The sequence below is a fragment of the Pseudomonas sp. TH04 genome (assembly GCF_016651355.1).
GTDB lineage: Bacteria > Pseudomonadota > Gammaproteobacteria > Pseudomonadales > Pseudomonadaceae > Aquipseudomonas > Aquipseudomonas fluorescens.
The window spans coordinates 2415621-2434670 of record NZ_JAEKEA010000001.1; the positions used below are offsets into that span (position 1 = coordinate 2415621).

At 60.3% G+C, this 19050-nt stretch carries 12 protein-coding genes; 7 read left to right on the plus strand and 5 right to left on the minus strand.

Annotation, left to right across the window (positions count from 1 at the left end):
• Position 1 precedes the first annotated feature (1 nt).
• The 5 genes from moaD to JFT85_RS10910 form a co-directional block, all read right to left on the minus strand.
• Positions 2 to 244, minus strand: coding sequence for a molybdopterin converting factor subunit 1 (moaD, locus tag JFT85_RS10890; RefSeq protein WP_201229834.1), 243 nt, complete (start codon positions 242 to 244; stop codon positions 2 to 4).
• Complete coding sequence (moaC, locus tag JFT85_RS10895) at positions 241 to 714, minus strand: cyclic pyranopterin monophosphate synthase MoaC (RefSeq protein WP_053254515.1); 474 nt, start codon at positions 712 to 714, stop codon at positions 241 to 243. The genes moaD and moaC overlap by 4 nt, the downstream gene beginning before the upstream one ends.
• 126 nt (positions 715 to 840) lie before the next feature.
• A complete protein-coding gene (locus JFT85_RS10900; protein WP_201229835.1) occupies positions 841 to 4572 on the minus strand; it encodes an autotransporter domain-containing protein in 3732 nt (1243 codons plus the stop codon).
• Positions 4573 to 4885: 313 nt separating this feature from the next.
• Positions 4886 to 6280: a PhoH family protein gene (locus JFT85_RS10905; protein ID WP_053254513.1), complete on the minus strand. Its 1395-nt coding sequence runs from the start codon at positions 6278 to 6280 to the stop codon at positions 4886 to 4888.
• A gap of 348 nt (positions 6281 to 6628) precedes the next feature.
• Positions 6629 to 7753, minus strand: a complete 1125-nt coding sequence (locus JFT85_RS10910) for a polysaccharide deacetylase family protein (RefSeq protein WP_069551835.1) — start codon at positions 7751 to 7753, stop codon at positions 6629 to 6631.
• A gap of 930 nt (positions 7754 to 8683) precedes the next feature.
• Between JFT85_RS10910 and yaaA the strand changes: the two genes are divergently transcribed.
• The 7 genes from yaaA (at position 8684) to algG (ending at position 19039) form a co-directional block, all read left to right on the plus strand.
• A complete protein-coding gene (gene yaaA, locus JFT85_RS10915) occupies positions 8684 to 9463 on the plus strand; it encodes a peroxide stress protein YaaA (protein WP_069551834.1) in 780 nt (259 codons plus the stop codon).
• An 885-nt stretch (positions 9464 to 10348) separates the two neighbouring features.
• Complete coding sequence (locus JFT85_RS10920) at positions 10349 to 11665, plus strand: nucleotide sugar dehydrogenase (RefSeq protein ID WP_053254510.1); 1317 nt, start codon at positions 10349 to 10351, stop codon at positions 11663 to 11665.
• Positions 11666 to 11748: 83 nt separating this feature from the next.
• Positions 11749 to 13230: a mannuronan synthase gene (gene alg8, locus JFT85_RS10925; RefSeq protein ID WP_162232016.1), complete on the plus strand. Its 1482-nt coding sequence runs from the start codon at positions 11749 to 11751 to the stop codon at positions 13228 to 13230.
• Between the two features lie 36 nt (positions 13231 to 13266).
• Positions 13267 to 14433: a PilZ domain-containing protein gene (locus JFT85_RS10930; RefSeq protein ID WP_053254508.1), complete on the plus strand. Its 1167-nt coding sequence runs from the start codon at positions 13267 to 13269 to the stop codon at positions 14431 to 14433.
• A gap of 9 nt (positions 14434 to 14442) precedes the next feature.
• Complete coding sequence (gene algK, locus JFT85_RS10935; protein ID WP_242486528.1) at positions 14443 to 15966, plus strand: alginate biosynthesis TPR repeat lipoprotein AlgK; 1524 nt, start codon at positions 14443 to 14445, stop codon at positions 15964 to 15966.
• Positions 15963 to 17450 (plus strand): alginate export family protein, encoded by a 1488-nt coding sequence (locus JFT85_RS10940; protein ID WP_053254506.1) that lies wholly within the window; start codon positions 15963 to 15965, stop codon positions 17448 to 17450. Before algK ends, JFT85_RS10940 begins: the two co-directional genes overlap by 4 nt.
• On the plus strand, positions 17450 to 19039 hold the full coding sequence (gene algG / locus JFT85_RS10945; RefSeq protein ID WP_053254505.1) for a mannuronan 5-epimerase AlgG: 1590 nt from the start codon (positions 17450 to 17452) through the stop codon (positions 19037 to 19039). The genes JFT85_RS10940 and algG overlap by 1 nt, the downstream gene beginning before the upstream one ends.
• Positions 19040 to 19050 lie beyond the last annotated feature (11 nt).

Here is a 19050-nt window from a genome sequence, read left to right on the forward strand (position 1 = left end):
CTCAGCCTCCCGTCACGGGCGGGAAAAACGCCACTTCATCACCGGCCTGCACCGGCTCATCGAGGCTGCACAGCTCCTCGTTTCGCGCACACATCAGGTTGCTCTCGTTGAGCACCGCAAACTCAGGGTCTGCCGCCAACGCCTGTCGCACGGCATCGACGCTAGCGAACTCGCCTTCCATCTCCAGCGAATCAAAGCCTGTCGTCTCGGCGTAACGCGCAAAAAACAATACGTTGATGCTCATGCCTGGTCCGCCTTGAAATGCCCGCTTTTGCCGCCAAGCTTTTCCAGCAGGCGAATACTTTCGATGGTCATGCCACGGTCCACGGCCTTGCACATGTCGTAAATCGTCAGTGCAGCGACGCTGGCGGCCGTCAGCGCTTCCATCTCCACACCGGTCTGGCCGCTGAGTTTGCAACGCGCCAGGATATGCACGGCGTCGATGCCATCAGCGCTCAACTCGACCTTGACGCCCGTGAGCATCAGCGGGTGGCACAGCGGGATCAGATCACTGGTTTTTTTAGCCGCCTGGATCCCGGCAATACGGGCCACGGCAAATACGTCGCCCTTGGGGTGGGCGCCGTCGACAATCATTTTCAGGGTGTCGGGCAGCATGCGCACCCGCGCTTCGGCCACGGCCTCGCGGAACGTCACGGCTTTGTCGGTGACGTCGACCATATGGGCGCGACCTTGGGAATCGAGATGAGTCAGCACAGGGATACTCCTGATCAGGAGCGGCAATTGTAAACCTGTGAGTCAATTTTGCGCAGGGCTGTTTATCCCATCAAAAAGGGGCGCACTGATTGCTCAGTGCGCCCCCTCATAACCAACAACGCAGGATTAGAAGCGGAATGTAAACCCGGCATTGATCCCGTTGTTGTTACCGCGGTTGGACAGCAAACCGCTGTAGTTCAAGGACACCAGCGTGTCTTTGGTCAAGGCCATTTCCGCACTGGCCTTGATCACCGCGCCATCACGGGCCACGGGCACACTGTTGACGGCGAAGGCGCTGTCACTGCCGCTAAACTTCAGCGAGGCATCGCGATCGGTATCGCCGAACTGATGCTCCCAACCGAGCTCGCCGCGCAATGTCACTGCCGACGTCGAGCTGACCGCCAACTGGGTATGCGCGCGCAGGCCGAGGGTCGACAGCGTGGCGTCCTGGCTTTGCTTGCTGGCGTGCAAGGCGGCAGCGCCGCCCTTCTCCTTGAACGAATCGCTCTGGTAATTCAGGTACGTCAGGTTGGCGAAGGGTTCGAACAGGTTCCACTGGGTGTAACCGATCTCGGCAAACACTTGATCCGTGCGGGCGTTGTAGTCGGCTTTGTCATAGTCCGACTGGTTCGCGTAAGCCACACGCCGCGAGGTGTCCAGGCGATGCCAGGTGGTGGCGCCACCCAAGCGCAGGGCGATGGCGTCGAAGCGTTTACCGCCGTAGACCGACAGGTGATAGTTGTCGCTGTCCGCCGACGCCGATTCACCATTGAGATGGCTCTGGGTGTAGCCGGTCGCCGCGCCGACACGCCAGCCGTCGCCGACGTCCGTGTCCAGCCCCAGCAGCACACCGCTGGTGGACGAGGAGTAGCCGCTGGCATTGTTGTCACCGCTGGCGTTATTGCGCCCGCCCAGCAATTGCACCCAGCCACCGTTATCGCTGGCCTGGATTTGCGCGCTGGAATCCAGCGCCTGGGCCTGTTGCAGGCGACCGTTGACCGCTTCGCGAAGGTAACGGCTGTCGGCCATTTGCGCCGCCGCCACATCCGCGTGCAATTGCCCCGAGAGTTGCTTGAACGCAGCCTGCGCCTGGGCGGCAGAGTCCGAGGCCAGGAGGCTTTCATACACCGGGCTGCCGCTGCCCAATGCATCGGCCACGCTTGCCACGGCGCGTTCGTTGCGGGTTTGCGCGACGCTGGCAAAACTCGTCTGGTTACGCGCCACCGCCAGGCTCAGTTGGTTCGGCTGGTAGTTCAGTTGAGTGCCGATAAACAGGTAGTTGGGGGTAATCGCCGCAAACTGACCGTTGATGCCCTGGCTGGCGCTGAGGATGTTGAACTGCTGGCCCAGCAGGCTACGGGCTTCGGTGGCGGACAGCAGGTTGGGGCTGTTTTCCAGCGACACGGTGACAACACCGCCGTTGAGCGTGGCGACGCCGCTGCTCTGGATCTGGTCGCTCTGCCCGTTCGGGCCGACCTCCACGGCATACACCGAACCCGGGTTGAAGGTGACGTTACCGGTGTGCAGCGTACCGATCGAGTGACCCGGCGCCACGCGGCCGCCAGCGTTCACGCTCAAGGCGCCCACGCTGCCGTTACCGGCCAGTGTGCCGCCCTGGGTGGTCAGCACAGCGTTATCCGCGTTCACCGTCCCCACGGCGCTGCCGTCCACCGTCACGGCCGAGGTCAACGAGCCGTCGACCGACAGCTTGCCGCCACGTACCCACGTGCTGCCCGAATAGGTGTTTTGGCCTTCCAGCACCAATTCGCCGTCCCCGGACTTGGCCAGGCTGCCGACATAGGTCGTGCCGGTGAGCAAATCCTTACCGCGTGCCAGCGTCGCCTGTTCCCGGGCGTGGCCGATTTCGTAGTCAAACTGGTCATCCGCCGAGGCATTGGCGGGCAGCCCGTTCAGCCAGCCTTTTTGCTGCTTGGTGGCAGCCCAGGTCGCCTGCTCGGTGGCGTCTTCGACACGACGGGCGCGAATCGCCTCATCGGAAATCGGGTTAGCCCAGATATCGCGAGTACCGGTGGGCAATGCCACCGCCACCGAACCGAGGAACTGCCCCGGCCCCTGCATGGCTTTTTGCAGGTTGGGCAAGCCCCAGCCGCTGACCACACCCGGCACTTGCGGCGTGCCTGGCGCGGCATCGTGCACCGGTTGCAGGTTGTCGTAGGTGCGGCCACCCGTCAGGTTACCGACAGGCGTGTCCGGCCCATCCGGCGCTTGCAGGCTGGAGGTGGTCAGCAACACATCCCGCGCCTGGCTGGCGGTCATGTAAGGGAAGCGCTGAATCACCAGGGCCAACGCCCCGGAAACGCTCGGTGCAGCGGCAGACGTGCCGTTGGCATTGGGGATGATTTCGCCTTCCGGCCCGGTGGACGGAATGCCCGAAACCCCCATCACACACCACCACTTCGAAGTGCCGCAGCGGTTGTACACCTGGGCGCTGGTTTCGTCGTAACCGGTGATCGAGAGGAATTTTGCTTCGATATCCGGCTTGAAAAACGGCAGGTTGGCGTTGGTGTCCGGGTTGGCGCCGTGGCTGTCGTTGCCCGCCGAGATGATCTGGATAAAGGTGTTTTGCCGTGCGGCGTCCGCCATGGCATCCATCCAGGTTTTCTGCCCGGCGTGGGCCTTGTCCCAGAACGGGCGATAAGCGGCGGTCATGTCGCGCAAGTTGTCGGCCGCACTGTCACCGACATTACCGAAGTGGTTCTCCACGTCGTTGCGCGAGTTTTGCCCCCAGCTCTGGTTGACGATCGACACGTTCTTCGCCGCCAAGGCGTTGTAGCTGGCCATGAATGCGTTGTAGTCGAGGTCGTTGGAGCCCTGGAAGCGGTTGTCGTCGGTGCCGCCGGTATTGGCGACAAAAATATTCGCATCAAAGGCAATGCCGTGCATGCCGGTGCCATTGCGGCTGGCGCCCAGTACGCCGGACATTTCCGTGCCGTGTCCGTCATTGATGACCGGGTCGTACTCACCGGAAATACTGAAGTGCTCGCCCTTTTGAAACTCGCCGTCCGGGGTGTCGTGAAGGTAGCGCGGGTGGGTCGCGTAATACTCGCCGCTGGACGTCACCGCCTGCACCCGGTCCTGGCCCTGGGCATTTTTGCCCTGGAACTCAACGTGCCGGGTAAGGATGCCCGAGTCGAGCACCCCCACATTCACGCCCTTGCCGGTCATGCCCAAGGCATAGGCGTAATACGCGTTGGTGCGGTCCAGGCCAGAGTTGACCTGGGCTTCCGGGGTCTTCCAGGTTTGGGCGTTGGCGCTCCAGTCACGTGTGGCGTCCGCCCAGGACTGGCCTGCATTCAATTGCCCATTGAGGTGACTGCTGACGCCCGGCTCAACGTAGGTATAGGGCTTGGCAGCCGGCAGGTTCGCGAGGATGGCCTTGGAAAAATCGAGAATATTGGTGGTGTAGCGGCCACTGTTGCTGAACAGTCGGCTGCGGTAGTAATCCAGTCGCGAGGCATAGTCCAGCGGGCGCTTGGTATCGCCAAGCATGGCGCCGATGGTCAGGTTTTCCGGCTGCAGTTCGTAATATTGCTTGAGGGGCGAATCGAACTTGCCCGACTGGGCGGCAAAGTCTTTGGCCGCGAGGTCGACAATGTCTGCATAAGCAAACCGCAGGTTCTTGTAGACCTCCGTGTTGGGGCCGAACGATGCAACGGCTTTCCTGAAGGCCGACTCCAGCACCTGCGCCGTGTAAGGGTTGCTGTCATCCGCCCAGGCCATCGAGCCCTGGCCCAGCCAGAGGGCAAGCCCCACTGCGATGGGCGTGAGGGGGATTGATTTGGAACCGGTGCTGCGCTTGCGATGAAACAAAGTGAAGCCATTACCTGCTACGTCCATTATTCCTTTCCCTTTGGATATGTGCGTCGTCAATGAGCGATGTATCGGGCTTTTTGTAATAGGCAGGGTCACGCGGAAAACCCGCTGGGGGTTCTCAAAACGTCGTCGAATCAATGAGGTTACGTTTCGACTGGAGTCACACAGCGTTCTTATTATTTTGCGGCGGAAAAAATGTAACAAAATAATTACAAAGACTACAAGCACCCTGGGCGCATTAACGAAGACAAATGTCGCCCACAACAAAAACCCCGGATTTCGTGAGAAATCCGGGGTGGTTCGTGGCATTTAGCCACCAACTACGCCATGGGTGTGTTTACAGATGGGACTCGGCGTATTCAGCCAGAATCGAGCGAGGCACCCCTTGCAGCGCAATGTGCACGCCGTTCGGGAAGTCTTTGAAGCGTTCCGTCAGGTAGGTCAGCCCGGAGCTGGTCGCGGACAGGTAAGGGGTGTCGATCTGCGCCAGGTTGCCCAGGCACACCACTTTGGAACCGGCACCGGCACGGGTGATGATGGTTTTCATCTGGTGCGGTGTCAGGTTCTGGCATTCATCGATCAAAATCAGGCTTTGCTGGAAGCTGCGACCTCGGATGTAGTTGAGGGATTTGAACTGCAACGGCACTTTGCTGAGGATGTAATCGACGCTGCCATGGGTGTTTTCGTCATCCATGTGCAAGGCTTCGAGGTTGTCGGTGATCGCCCCCAGCCACGGCTCCATTTTTTCCGCTTCGGTGCCGGGCAGGAAACCGATTTCCTGGTCCAGCCCCTGCACGCTGCGGGTGGCAATGATGCGGCGATAGCGCTTGGTCACCATGGTCTGCTCGATGGCGGCCGCCAGGGCGAGGATGGTTTTGCCCGAGCCTGCGGCCCCGGTCAGGTTGACCAGGTGGATATCCGGGTCGAGCAGCGCATACAGCGCCAGGCTCTGGTAGATGTCACGCGGTTTCAGGCCCCAGGCTTCCTGGTGCAACAGGGGTTCCTGATGCAGGTCGAGGATCAGCAGCTTGTCGACCTGAATCTCTTTGATCCAGCCCACAAACCCCTGTTCGTCGATGATGAACTCATTGATATGCACGGCCGGCAGGTTGTCGGTCAGCTGTACCTGGTGCCAGGTGCGGCCATGGTCCTGACGGGTTTCGACTTTGCTGACGCGGTCCCAGAACGAGCCGGTCATGGTGTGATAACCACGCGACAGCATCGACACGTCGTCGACCAGTTGGTCGGTACTGTAGTCCTCGGCAGCGATCCCACACGCTCGTGCCTTGAGGCGCATATTGATGTCTTTGGTCACCAGCACCAGGCGCAGGTCCTTGTCACGCGCGTGCAGGTCGATCAATTGGTTGATGATTTTGTTGTCGTTCAGATTCTCCGGCAGCAGGCTGTTGGGCTCGCTGCGCTTGTTCATCAAAATCGACAGCAAGCCCTTGGGCCCGCTTTTTCCGCGCTGGATCGGCACGCCGACTTCAACGTCCTCGGGTGAGGCTTCACCCAGGGTCTTGTCGATCAGGCGGATGGCCTGGCGGCACTCGGCGGCAACGCTGTGGTGCCCGCTTTTGAGTTTGTCGAGCTCCTCAAGCACGATCATCGGGATAGCGACGTGGTGTTCTTCGAAGTTAAGCAGTGCGTTTGGATCGTGAATCAGTACGTTGGTATCAAGCACATAAAGGATTGGCTGGTCGGAAGAAGGGTTACGTCCATGATCATCCATACTCGGTCACCTTTGTGGGAGCCAGTCGACGCAATACCACAACAGTGCTGCGCCTCGATTCGACCACCGACTGCACCTGAGTGACGTCAAGCGCAGTGCCCACATGAGGAGTCTTGGAAGACGCCACCTGTGTTGCAGGTTTCGGCGATCTGACTTCGTAATACCGCAAAAACGATGACAGAAAAAAGCACTTTGACACTTTTCTGAAGTTTATTTTTCAGGATGACGAATAGCACTAGCCGAGTGCCATGGACCCCGTTAAAGTCGGAAGTCCGCCTGCTTCGAAATGTCGCACAAAATCGCCCCAAAAAAGCCTCATCCCCAACAGGGCCGGGCACTTCAGCTTTTTCAGCGAAACGCCTCCCGACAGTCCTGCCAACCCAGCCCACTTTGCGCCGTCGCCTGTAGCAACATCGGTAATGCGACCCGCGCCTTGTCCTGGGTGTCGTGAAACACAATCACCCCTTTGCGCCATAGCAACATCAACGTCAGCAGCCGTTGCGCCGCCTCATCAGCCTTGAGTTTGCCCGGCTCATCCTGCGAGTCGATATCCCACAGCGCCACCTGCAAACCCTGGGACTGGAAGAAGCCCTGGCTGTCGGCGCGACGCTGGCCGTACGGCGGGCGAAACAGCGGCACGTAGTTTTCCGGCATCAGGTTCTGCGCCAGCGATGCACTGCGCGTGATCGAGCCTTGCCACTCGACCCAATGACTGTGGGAGCGATACTGCCAGCCCTGGGTGCCCACGCACTGGCCCTGGTACAACGCTTGTACGTCAGCCGCCGAACTGCGCTCAACGCGGGTTTGCAGACTGCTGCCGAGGACGAAGAAGGTGGCGTTGAGCTTCTGCTTGCGCAGGTAGTCAGTGAGCCAGTCAGTATTGCCGCTGACGGGTGCCGGGCCGCCGTCGAAGGTCAGCAGGAACATGCGGTCGTTGAATTCGTCGCCATTGCGTTCGTGGTCGCCAAAACGCGCGATCTCACTGCTGATCTGCGGGAACAACGCGGCTTTGCGCAGCAGTTCGTCCAGGTAGCGCTCATGGAAACTGTGGCTGGGGTTGGCCCAGCCTATATAGAAGGAGTTGTCACTGACCTGGAACTTGCCGGCCTGTTCGCGCAGGTCGTCCATGCTTTCCACCAGGTAGCAGAACGAGGCATCTTCTTCGCAGCTTTGCTGGGCAAACGTGTAGTTCTCCAACAGGCGCTGCCAGAGTTGCCGGCGCAGGTCGTCAATGGAAGCCAGGTTGATGATCTTCAGGCCCAGGCGCTGCTTGAGCACGGCTTCGTCCTGGGCTTCGCTGGCGATCAAGCTATGGGCGAACATCAGGATTTCGGCGCGTGAGGCGACGTCGAACAGCGCGGGGCTGCTTAGCTTCTCCGGCCAGACACCACGGTCCAGGCTTGCCACGTCCACCGGCGCCGCCTGGGCGCCCAAGCACAGCAAACAAGCCGACAGTAAAAACGCAATTCGCACACAGGGTCTCCCTTTCCAGAGTTGTCGGGCACTATAGCCGATCACCTGGGGGAGCTACTGGGTTGGTGTGTATATCCGTTGTTTGGGTAACAGCCACTCAGGGTTCCGGGCTTACAGCGGGTCACGTTTGATAGAGCCTGTACGGAGCGGGCCGCCTAAGATCAAAAGCGGTGCACGGCGCCCCGGTTGCCGACCTGAGTGGTGTAGATCAAAAGCAACGCCGAGGATGCCTGACAGCCGACCTGATCCTGGAAGCTGAACTCGGTTGAATGTGGGAAGGGGCTCGCTCCCGATAGCAGCGTGTCAGTTGATGCATCGGGTGACTGACCCAGCGCATTCGCGAGCAAGTCGAATCGTCGCCCCGCCGCTCCCATATTTGGAACTCAGTACATCAGGCAGAGAGTGTGCTGCTCTTCAGGCTGTACTCGGTCAATGTGGGAGCTGGCTTGTCGGACCGCCGAACCGCTGCGATAGCATCAACTGGGTAGGCCTGATGTACCGAGGTGTCTGTATCGCAGGCAAGCCAGCTCCCACAGAAAAGCAGTTCTGCTTCTGATCTGCCCCTGCTGTGCTTTTGCCCTGCTTTTGCTTCTACCACTCAGGTCGGCTACCAGGCCGCCGTGCTCTGCTTTTGATTTGCTGTTGATCTTGATCTGACAGGCCCCGTTAACCACGATGGCCGGAGTGCGGGCATGCCGAGCCTGGGCGAGGCACCGAGTGGTGGGGCAAAGCGTTTTTTGGTTACTTTTTTAGGCGTTTGTAAAAAAGTGACCCGCCGTAAGGGCGGAACCCTAAGCCGCCGTTACCGCAGCAACGGATATGTACACCAACGACAAAGCAGCGCCCTATCACCATCATAGGTGGAGTCTAACCCCCCAACCCCCTAGAATCCCGCCCACGCGACACGCCACGAATTCAGGAGCCAACTTCATGCTGATGGTGATTTCCCCCGCCAAAACCCTCGACTTCGAGTCACAGCCGGTCACCCCGCGCTTCACCCAGCCGCAATACCTCGACCACTCCCAAGAGCTGATCGAACAATTGCGTGAACTGAGCCCGGCGCAAATCAGCGAGTTGATGCACGTCTCCGATAAAATCGGTGGCCTCAACGCCGCCCGCTTCGGCAGCTGGACGCCGGCCTTCACGCCGGCCAATGCCAAGCAGGCCTTGCTGGCGTTCAAGGGCGATGTCTACACCGGCCTGAACGCCGAAACGTTCAGCGATGCCGACTTCAGCTACGCCCAGGACCACCTGCGCATGCTCTCGGGCCTCTACGGCCTGCTGCGCCCGCTGGACCTGATGATGCCGTACCGCCTGGAGATGGGCACCAAACTGGCCAACGCCCGTGGCAAGGACCTCTACGCGTTCTGGGGCACGCGCATCAGCGAGTGGTTGAATGAAGCGCTGGCCGACCAAGGCGATGACCTGCTGCTCAACCTGGCCTCCAACGAATACTTCTCGGCGGTCAAGCGCACGGCCCTGAACGCGCGGATCATCAACACCGAATTCAAGGACCTGAAGAACGGCCAGTACAAGATCATCAGCTTCTACGCCAAAAAAGCGCGGGGCATGATGAGCCGCTTTGTGATCGAAGAGCGCATCAACGACCCGGCCAAGCTCAAGCAATTTGATGTACAGGGTTATCGCTTCAATGCCGAGCAGTCCAAGCCGGACAATTTGGTGTTTTTGCGCGATCACGCACCGGAATAGCGCCCTGATACTTCCTCACCAACGCTAAAGATCCAATGTGGGAGCGGGCTTGCTCGCGAATGCGGTCTGTCAGTAACAGATATTCTGACTGATACACCGCATTCGCGAGCAAGCCCGCTCCCACATTTTGTTCGCATTCCAAACCCAATATCGTCATTTATTTGGCGCCAAAAAATCAGCAAGTAAATTCCTAACAAATCTTTCACTCGACATTCGTCATTTTTTTTCGTAGTGGCACCACTTTTTTAAAACACTAGTGGCACAAAACTATCCTCTCTCTTCAACTCCCCATAACCACTCGCCCAAATAGCAAGTGCTATCAATATAGTACCAGTGCCATCTTTTCTAATATTTCAAGAAATTTCTGGAAACAGGATGAGCGGCCAGGAACTTCATCCTGATGCACCGCTCATACCACCGGTAACGAAATTCTCTGTAGCTGTAAGAGATGACTTACATGGCGACCAACGGAAGTAGCAAAGTTGTCATATTCAACTTTGACTCAGGGGTCATATTACCAACCGATTAATTAATAACGGCGACAAGGATGAATTGCCACGCACTATAAGGCCAAGGCTCAGCCTCCCCTAATGGGTCAGTGAGACAACCCAAGGCGTTGATAAGTAAAGGCTTAATGCCTCTATCAAAGCCCTGCGGCACTGGCGCCAGGCGCTTCTGCCAAGAAGGCCGGCTGCATTTCAGGGCAGGCCCCAATAACAAGGCCACGTTTCGCACAACTTGAGTGCAATGATTAGTCACTCGTTATTTAACATGCCTGTACACGATAAGTCGGCGTCTATTCGCCCAACTTTCGTGGCATCAGTGACGCTTGCAAACATGAACTCCGGCCATCTAATTGGCATGATTAATATTGAGGTAAATGCGATGCGCATTAGCATATTTGGTTTGGGTTACGTTGGCGCAGTCTGCGCCGGTTGCCTGTCTGCCCGTGGCCATGAAGTGGTCGGTGTAGACATCTCCAAGGATAAGATCGACCTGATCAATGCCGGCAAATCGCCCATCGTTGAACCGGGTCTGGGCGAACTGTTGAGCCAAGGCATCGCAAACGGTCGACTGCGCGGCACGACCAACTTCGCCGACGCCATCCGCGATACCGACCTGTCGATGATCTGTGTCGGCACGCCGAGCAAGAAAAATGGCGACCTGGAACTCAACTACATCGAATCGGTATGCCGCGAGATCGGGTTTGTCCTGCGTGACAAGACCACCCGCCACACCATCGTGGTGCGCAGCACCGTATTGCCAGGCACGGTGGCCAACGTGGTGATCCCGATCCTCGAAGACTGCTCCGGCAAAAAAGCCGGCGTCGACTTCGGTGTCGCGGTCAACCCGGAATTCCTGCGCGAATCCACCGCCATCGCCGACTACGACCTGCCGCCAATGACCGTCATCGGTGAGTTCGACAAAGCCTCCGGCGATGTCCTGCAGTCGCTGTACGAAGAACTCGACGCGCCGATCATCCGCAAGGACATCGCCGTCGCCGAAATGATCAAGTACACCTGCAACGTGTGGCACGCCACCAAAGTCACCTTCGCCAACGAGATCGGCAACATCGCCAAGGCCGTCGGCGTCGATGGCCGTGAAGTGATGGAAGTGGTGTGCCAGGACAAGACCCTCAACCTGTCCCAGTACTACATGCGCCCAGGTTTCGCGTTTGGCGGCTCGTGCCTGCCCAAAGACGTGCGTGCCCTGACCTACCGCGCCGGTTCCCTGGACGTGGAAGCGCCGCTGCTGAACTCGCTGATGCGCAGCAACGAGTCCCAGGTACAGAACGCCTTCGACATCGTCGCCGGCCATGACAAACGCAAAGTCGCCCTGCTGGGCCTGAGTTTCAAGGCCGGCACTGACGACCTGCGCGAAAGCCCACTGGTCGAGCTCGCGGAAATGCTGATCGGCAAAGGCTTCGACCTGAGCATCTACGACAGCAACGTCGAATACGCCCGTGTGCACGGCGCGAACAAGGACTACATCGAAGGCAAGATCCCGCACGTGTCGTCCCTGCTCAACTCGGACTTCGATGAGGTGATCAACAACTCCGACGTGATCATCCTCGGCAACCGTGATGAGAAATTCCGTGCCCTGGCGCATAACGCGCCGCACGGCAAGCAAGTGGTCGACCTGGTGGGCTTCATGTCCAAGGCCACCAGCGTAAGTGGCCGCACCGAAGGTATTTGCTGGTAACAGCGACGGCAAGTTTCGGGCTGCAGGTGTCTTCATCCCCAGCGCTTGCAGCCTGAAGCCTCCTTCCCTTCCGGATGACGCTTATGTCCAAGTTAAAACATGTACTGCTGCAATCGGCCGGCTGGCTGTTCTTTCTCAGCCTGCTGATGGGACTCGCCCTGCTGTTGCCGGCGAGTACGTTCGACTCAGAGTCGAAGAATTTTATTTTCCTGATTGGCGCCGTCGGTATCTGGCGCTACTCGATGGGTGCTACGCATTTCTTTCGCGGCATGCTGTTCCTGTACGTGGTCTACCCCCACCTGCGGCGCAAGGTGCGCAAGCTGGGCAAGGCGGCAGACCCGTCCCATGTGTTCCTCATGGTCACCAGCTTCCGTATCGATGCGCTGACCACCGCCCAGGTCTACAGCTCGGTCATTCGCGAGGCCATCGAATGCGGCTTCCCCACCACCGTGGTCTGCTCGCTGGTGGAAATGTCCGATGAACTGCTGGTGAAAAGCCTGTGGGAACGCATGAACCCGCCGGACCACGTAAAGCTCGACTTCGTGCGCATCGCGGGCACCGGCAAGCGTGACGGCCTGGCCTTTGGTTTCCGCGCCATCTCCCGCCACCTGCCGGATGACCGCGCAGTGGTCGCCGTGATCGATGGCGACACCGTGCTCGCCGAAGGCGTGGTGCGCAAGACCGTGCCGTGGTTCCAACTGTTCGGCAACGTCGGCGGCCTGACCACCAACGAGTTCTGCGAAGTGCGCGGCGGCTACATCATGAGCGAGTGGCACAAACTGCGCTTCGCCCAGCGCCACATCAACATGTGCTCCATGGCCCTGTCCAAGCGCGTGCTGACCATGACCGGGCGCATGTCGGTGTTCCGTGCCAGCGTGGTCACCGACCCGGGCTTTATCGCCGATGTGGAAAGCGACTCGCTGCAACACTGGCGCCTGGGCCGCTTCAAGTTTTTGACCGGCGATGACAAGTCCAGCTGGTTCAGCCTGATGCGCCTCGGTTACGACACTTTCTACGTGCCGGACGCCGCGATCAACACCGTGGAGCACCCGCCGGAAAAGAGCTTTATCAAGGCCAGCCGCAAGCTGATGTTCCGCTGGTACGGCAACAACCTGCGCCAGAACTCCCGCGCCCTCGGCCTCGGCGTACGCCGCCTGGGCCTGTTCACCAGCGTGGTGCTGTTCGACCAGCGCGTGTCGATGTGGACCTCCCTGCTCGGCCTGACCGTGGCCATCATCGCCACCTTCAAGTACGGCGGCGCGTTCATCCTTGCGTACCTGCTGTGGATCGGCATCACGCGCCTGATCCTGACCCTGTTGCTGTCGTGCTCCGGCCACACCATCGGCCCGGCGTACCCGGTGATTCTCTATTACAACCAGATCATGGGCGCGCTGGTGAAGATCTACGTGTTCTTCCGCCTTGATCAACAGTCCTGGACCCGCCAGGACACCAAACTGACCCGCGATTTGGCCAGCTTTCAACGTTGGTTCAACACCTGGTCGTCTCGGACCATGACCTTCTCCGCCGGCAGCATTTTCGTCGCCGTGTTGCTGATGATGGTCTGACCCAGCCAAGCCTGAATTAACTAGGAAATCGAACATATGAACAGCCCAGTAAACGCCAACGTTGTCCACGAATCCGAAGCCCAGCGCCAACATGCCCGGGTGAAAATCCCGGCCAAGCTGCGCTTCTTCAACACCGACCGTACCCAGACCGAAGCACGGGTAATCGACCTGTCCGCCGGTGGCCTGGCGTTCACCGCCACCCAGCCACTGACCGTCGGTGAAGTGCACAAGGGCCGCCTGCAGTTCGTGATCGATAACCTCGGTTTGGCGATGGATGTAGAGCTGCAGATTCGCTCCTACGACCGCCAGAGCGGCCGCACCGGTTGCCAGTTCCAGAACCTCGACGCCCAGGATATTTCCACCCTGCGCCACCTGATCACGTCGCACTTGTCCGGCGACATTGTGACCATGGGCGACGTACTGGCCACCCTGCAACGCGACAACTTCACCAAGGCGCGCAAGGTCAAGGACGGCGGCAGCGGCATGACCGCGTTCGGCCGCCTGCGCGCCGTGGTGTTCAGCGCCGGGATCTTCATTGTCGGCCTCGCCGCGTTCGGTTTTGTGTTCAAGTCGGTCTACGGCATGTACTTCGTCAGCCACGCCCAGGCTGGCCTGGTCAGCGTGCCCGGCATGAACGTGACCATGCCGCGTGACGGCACCGTACAAAGCCTGCTCAAAGGTGACGCGGTCGCGGCCAAAGGCGCGCCACTGGCGACGTTCAGCACCAGCATGCTCGATGTGCTCAAGGGCCATCTGGACGAAGAGCAGTTGCAACCGGCCAAGGTCGAAGAACTGTTCGGCAAGCAAATGACCGGCACCCTGACCTCGCCGTGCGATTGCGTCGTCGCCCAGCAACTGGTCGCCGACGGTCAGTACGCCAACAAGGGCGACGTGATCTTCCGACTGGTGCCACGCGGCAGCCTGGCCAACGTAGAAGCGCGCTTCACCTATCGCCAGTTCGCCGACGTGCGCCCAGGCACGCCGGTGAGCTTCCAGGTCGCCGACGAAGAACAGGTCCGCACGGGCACCATCGTCAGCAGCGCCAGCCTGAACAGCGACGACCTGTCTTCCGACATCCGCGTACAGATCAAGCCGGACGCACCGCTGGACAGCACCTACGCCGGCCGCCCAGTGGAAGTCACCAGCGACCGTGGCCCTTCGCTGAACTGGCTGATCGATAAAGCCATGGCTCACGGTCTGTAAGCGGAGGACATGCCTGTGAACCCTATTTCAAGCACAACACAGAGCACTGTGGGAGTCGGGCTTGCCCGCGATGGGATCGACTCGGTGCACCTGAAAGACCGAGTTGCCCGCGTCGCAGGCAAGCCAGCTCCCACACAGAGCGGGTCGCACTTCGCCTCTGCATTCTGCACATTGGCACTGGCGGTCAGCCTCGCCGGTTGCGCCGGCCTGCCCGACCAGCGCCTGGCCAACGAAGCCCTCAAACGTGGCGACACGGTCACCGCCCAGCAGAACTATCAGCAGCTGGCAGACCTGGGTTACAGCGAGGCTCAAGTCGGCCTGGCGGATATCCAGGTGACCACCCGCGACCCCGAGCAGATCCGCCAGGCCGAGGCCACCTACCGCGCGGCCGCCGATACCTCGCCGCGCGCCCAGGCCCGCCTGGGTCGCCTGCTGGTGGCCAAGCCGGGCGCCACCGAGGCCGAGCAGCACGAAGCCGAGGGCCTGCTGAAAAAAGCCTTTGCCAATGGCGAAGGCAATACCCTGATTCCGCTGGCGATGCTGTACCTGCAATACCCGCACAGCTTTCCTAACGTGAACGCCCAGCAACAGATCAGCAAATGGCAGGCGGCGGGTTACCCGGAAGCGGGCCTGGCCCAGGTGCTGCTGTATCGCACCCAGGACACCTACGACCAGCATCTGGATGATGTGGAACGCATCTGCAAGGCCGCCCTGAACACCACCGACATCTGCTACGTCGAGTTGGCCACGGTCTACCAGAAACAAGCCGCGCCGGAAAAACAGGCCGAGCTGCTCAAGCAGCTGGAAGCCGGCTACAGCCGTGGCACGGTCACGGCCCAGCGCGTCGACAGCGTGGCCCGTGTGTTGGGCGACGCGACGCTCGGCAAGCCGGACGAAAAAACCGCCCAGGCCCTGCTGGAAAAAATCGCCCCCGGCTACCCCGCCTCCTGGGTCAGCCTGGCGCAACTGCTCTACGACTTCCCCGAACTCGGCGATGTCGACCAGATGATGCTGTACCTGGATAACGGCCGCGCCGCCGACCAGCCGCGTGCCGAGCTGTTGCTGGGCAAGCTCTACTACGAAGGCAAGTGGGTGCCAGCAGATGCGAAAGCCGCCGAAGCGCACTTCGAAAAAGCCGTCGGCAAGGAAGTCGCCGCCGATTACTACCTCGGCCAGATCTACCGCCGTGGCTACCTGGGCAAGGTCTACTCGCAAAAAGCCCTCGACCACTTGCTGACCGCTGCGCGCAACGGCCAGAACAGCGCCGACTTCGCCATCGCCCAATTGTTTTCCCAAGGCAAGGGCACCAAGCCCGACCCATTGAACGCCTATGTCTTCAGCCAGTTGGCTAAAGCCCAGGACACGCCAGAGGCCAATGACTTGGCCACGCAGCTCGAAGCCCCGCTGACGCCCGAGCAACGCGCCGAAGGCCAACGCCTGGTGCAGCAGGAGCTGGCCACGCGCGGCACCCTGGCCCAGAGCACGCTGCAACTGCACGCCCTGCAAGAAGAAGACGGCGAGGAATCCCTATGAAGCTCAACCCATTCGTCAAGGCCGGCATCGGCCTGACCTGTGCCCTGCTGTGGTCATGCCCGACCCTGGCCGCACTGACCGAAGCCAAGAACTTCGGCCTCGAAGTGAAAATCACCGGCCAGTCCGAAGACGACCGCGACCTGGGCACCAAGCCCGGCGGCGACGTCAACGGCATCGGCCTCGACCTGCGCCCATGGGTCTATGGCGAAAGCGGCGCGTGGAGCGCCTATGCCATGGGCCAGGCCGTGACGTCGAGTGACATCATCGAGACCGACACCCTGCAACAGTCCTCCGATGACAGCGCCGCCCAATCGAGCAACGACGACCGCAAGACCAAGAAAAACTATTTGGCCCTGCGCGAGTTCTGGGTCGGCTACAGCGGCTTCACGCCCTACCCTGGCGAGCTCCTCAAGGTCGGGCGCCAGCGCCTGAACAATGACGATGGCCAATGGCGCGATACCAATATCGAAGCGCTGAACTGGACCTTCGACACCACCTTGCTCAAAGCCAATATCGGCGCCGCCGAACGCTTCAGCGAATACCGCACCGACTTGAAGGAACTGTCGCCTGACGACAAGGACCGCAAGCACTTCTACGCCGACGCCGCCTACCAATGGACGCCGGGGCAGTGGATCGGCCTGCGTGGCCATCACACCCATGACGACGGCAAGCTCGACTACGCCGAACCGGGCGTGGCCACCGATCCGTTGGACAAGCGCGAAAACGGCGACCTGACCTGGCTCGGCATCGAAGCCAACAGCGACGCCTATAACTGGCGCAACACCAACACCGTCAACTACTGGGCCAGCGTCACCGGCATGAAAGGCAACCGCGACACGGTCAACGCCTTGAACGCCGACGGCACCCGCCCGGCACAAGCCAAGCGCAGCGACGACGTGAGTGGCTGGGCCACCGACCTGGGTATCCGCCTGCGCCTCGACCCGCAGTGGCAAGTCGGCGCGGCTTACTCGCGCGCCAGTGCCAACTACGAGCAGAACGGCCTGCAAAGTAACCGCTCGAACTGGACCGGCACGCAATCGCGCGTGCACCGCTTCGGCGAGGCGTTTCGCGGCGAGATGAACAACATGCAGTCCATGAGCCTGTTCGGTTCCTGGCAGCTGCGCGAGGACTATGACGCCAGCCTGGTGTACCACAAGTTCTGGCGTGTCGACGGCAACAAGCCGGTGGGCAGTAACGGCATCGATGCGGTGCAGAACAACACCGATGACGTGACCGGCGCAATCCTCTCCAGCACCTCGTTGCCGCTTGAAGACGGCAAGAAGGACCTCGGCCAGGAGATGGACGTCGTGGTCACCAAATACTTCAAGAAAGGCCTGCTACCGGCCGCGCTGAGCCAGTCGATCAACGAACCATCGGCCCTGGTGCGCTTGCGTGCAGGCGTGTTCAAACCGGGCGACGCCTATGGCAGCGGCGTCGACACGTACATGCACCGCGCCTTTGTCGACGTGATCTGGAAATTCTGATGGGAGCCTGCGCGATGAACCCTCAAGCCCTCAAAGGCTCGGTCAGCCTGCTGGTCGCAGCCATGCTGCTGGCCAGCACTTCGGCCTTTGCCGACGGTGCGGCGGTGAAGGCGCCGACCATCGCCAAAGAGCTGCAACAGGCCAAGACCTACACCATCTCCAGCCCGCCAACCGCGCCGCTGGAAATGCCCAAGCCGGCCCTGCCGGACCTGTCGGGCTACACCGCCGCGGCGATGGAAAAGAAGGTCGTGCGTACCAAGCCCGGCAAAGTCAGCGTCCGCCGCATGATGCAGGAAGACGCCCTCAAGGACTTTATCGGCGGCGACAACAAGATGGCCGAATGGGTGGTGCGCCAGCACGGCATTCCCCAGGCGATCTTTGTCGACGACGGCTACATGAACCTCAAGGACCTGCTCGGCAAAGTGCCCAAGCAGTACCTCAGCGAAACGTCGCCGGGTGTGTTCCTGGCCAAGCTGCCAATCGTCGTCGGGCGCAAGGGCATCCTCGAAATCGACAAGAAGACCCAGGAGCTGCGCCTGTCCCAGCAGGCCGGTTCGTTCCTGATCAACGACGGCCAGCTGTTTGTGCGTGATACCCGGATTACCGGCTGGAACGAAAAGGCCAACGGCCCGGCGACCTTTCAGTCGCCCAAGGAATTCCGCCCGTTCCTGCTGGCCTGGGGCGGCACCCAGACCTATATCGCCAACAGCAAGATGGCCAGTTTCGGCTACGCCAACAGTAAGTCGTACGGGGTGAGTATTTCCCAGTACACGCCGAACATGGCCAAGGTCCTCAAGCGCGCTGAGCCGACCGGCTGGATCATCGATTCCGAATTCTCGGACATGTGGTACGGCTTCTACTGCTACGAGACCACCGGCTTTGTGATCAAGGGCAACACCTACAAAGACAACATCGTCTACGGCATTGACCCGCACGACCGTTCCCACGGCCTGATCATTGCGGACAACACCGTCTACGGCACCAAGAAGAAGCACGGCATCATCATTTCCCGGGAAGTGAACGACAGCTTCATCTTCAACAACCGCAGCTATGACAACAAGCTTTCAGGCCTGGTGATCGACCGGAACAGCGTGAACAACCTGATCGCCGACAACGAGATCTACCGCAACCACACCGACGGCATCACCCTCTATGAGAGCGGCGACAACCTGCTGTGGGGCAACAAGGTGATTGCCAATCGTCGCCACGGTATCCGCATCCGTAACAGCGTGAACATTCGCCTGTACGAGAACAGCGCCATGGCCAACGGCCTGACCGGCGTGTACGGCCACATCAAGGATTTGACCGACACCGACCGCGACATCGCCCTCGACCCGTTCGACGCCAAGGTCTCGCTGATTGTGGTCGGCGGTGAACTGGCGGGTAACGGCAGCGGGCCGCTGTCCATCGACTCGCCGTTGAGCGTCGAGCTGTACCGCGTAGCGATGCTGGCGCCGACCAAATCCAGCGGCATCAGCTTCAACGGCGTGCTGGGTGACCGGCAGGAAGAAATTCTCGACCTGCTGGTGCGCCAGCAGAAAGCCGTGCTGATCGACCCTGTCGAACGCCAGACCCAAATGCAGGACTGAGGATGACCCTT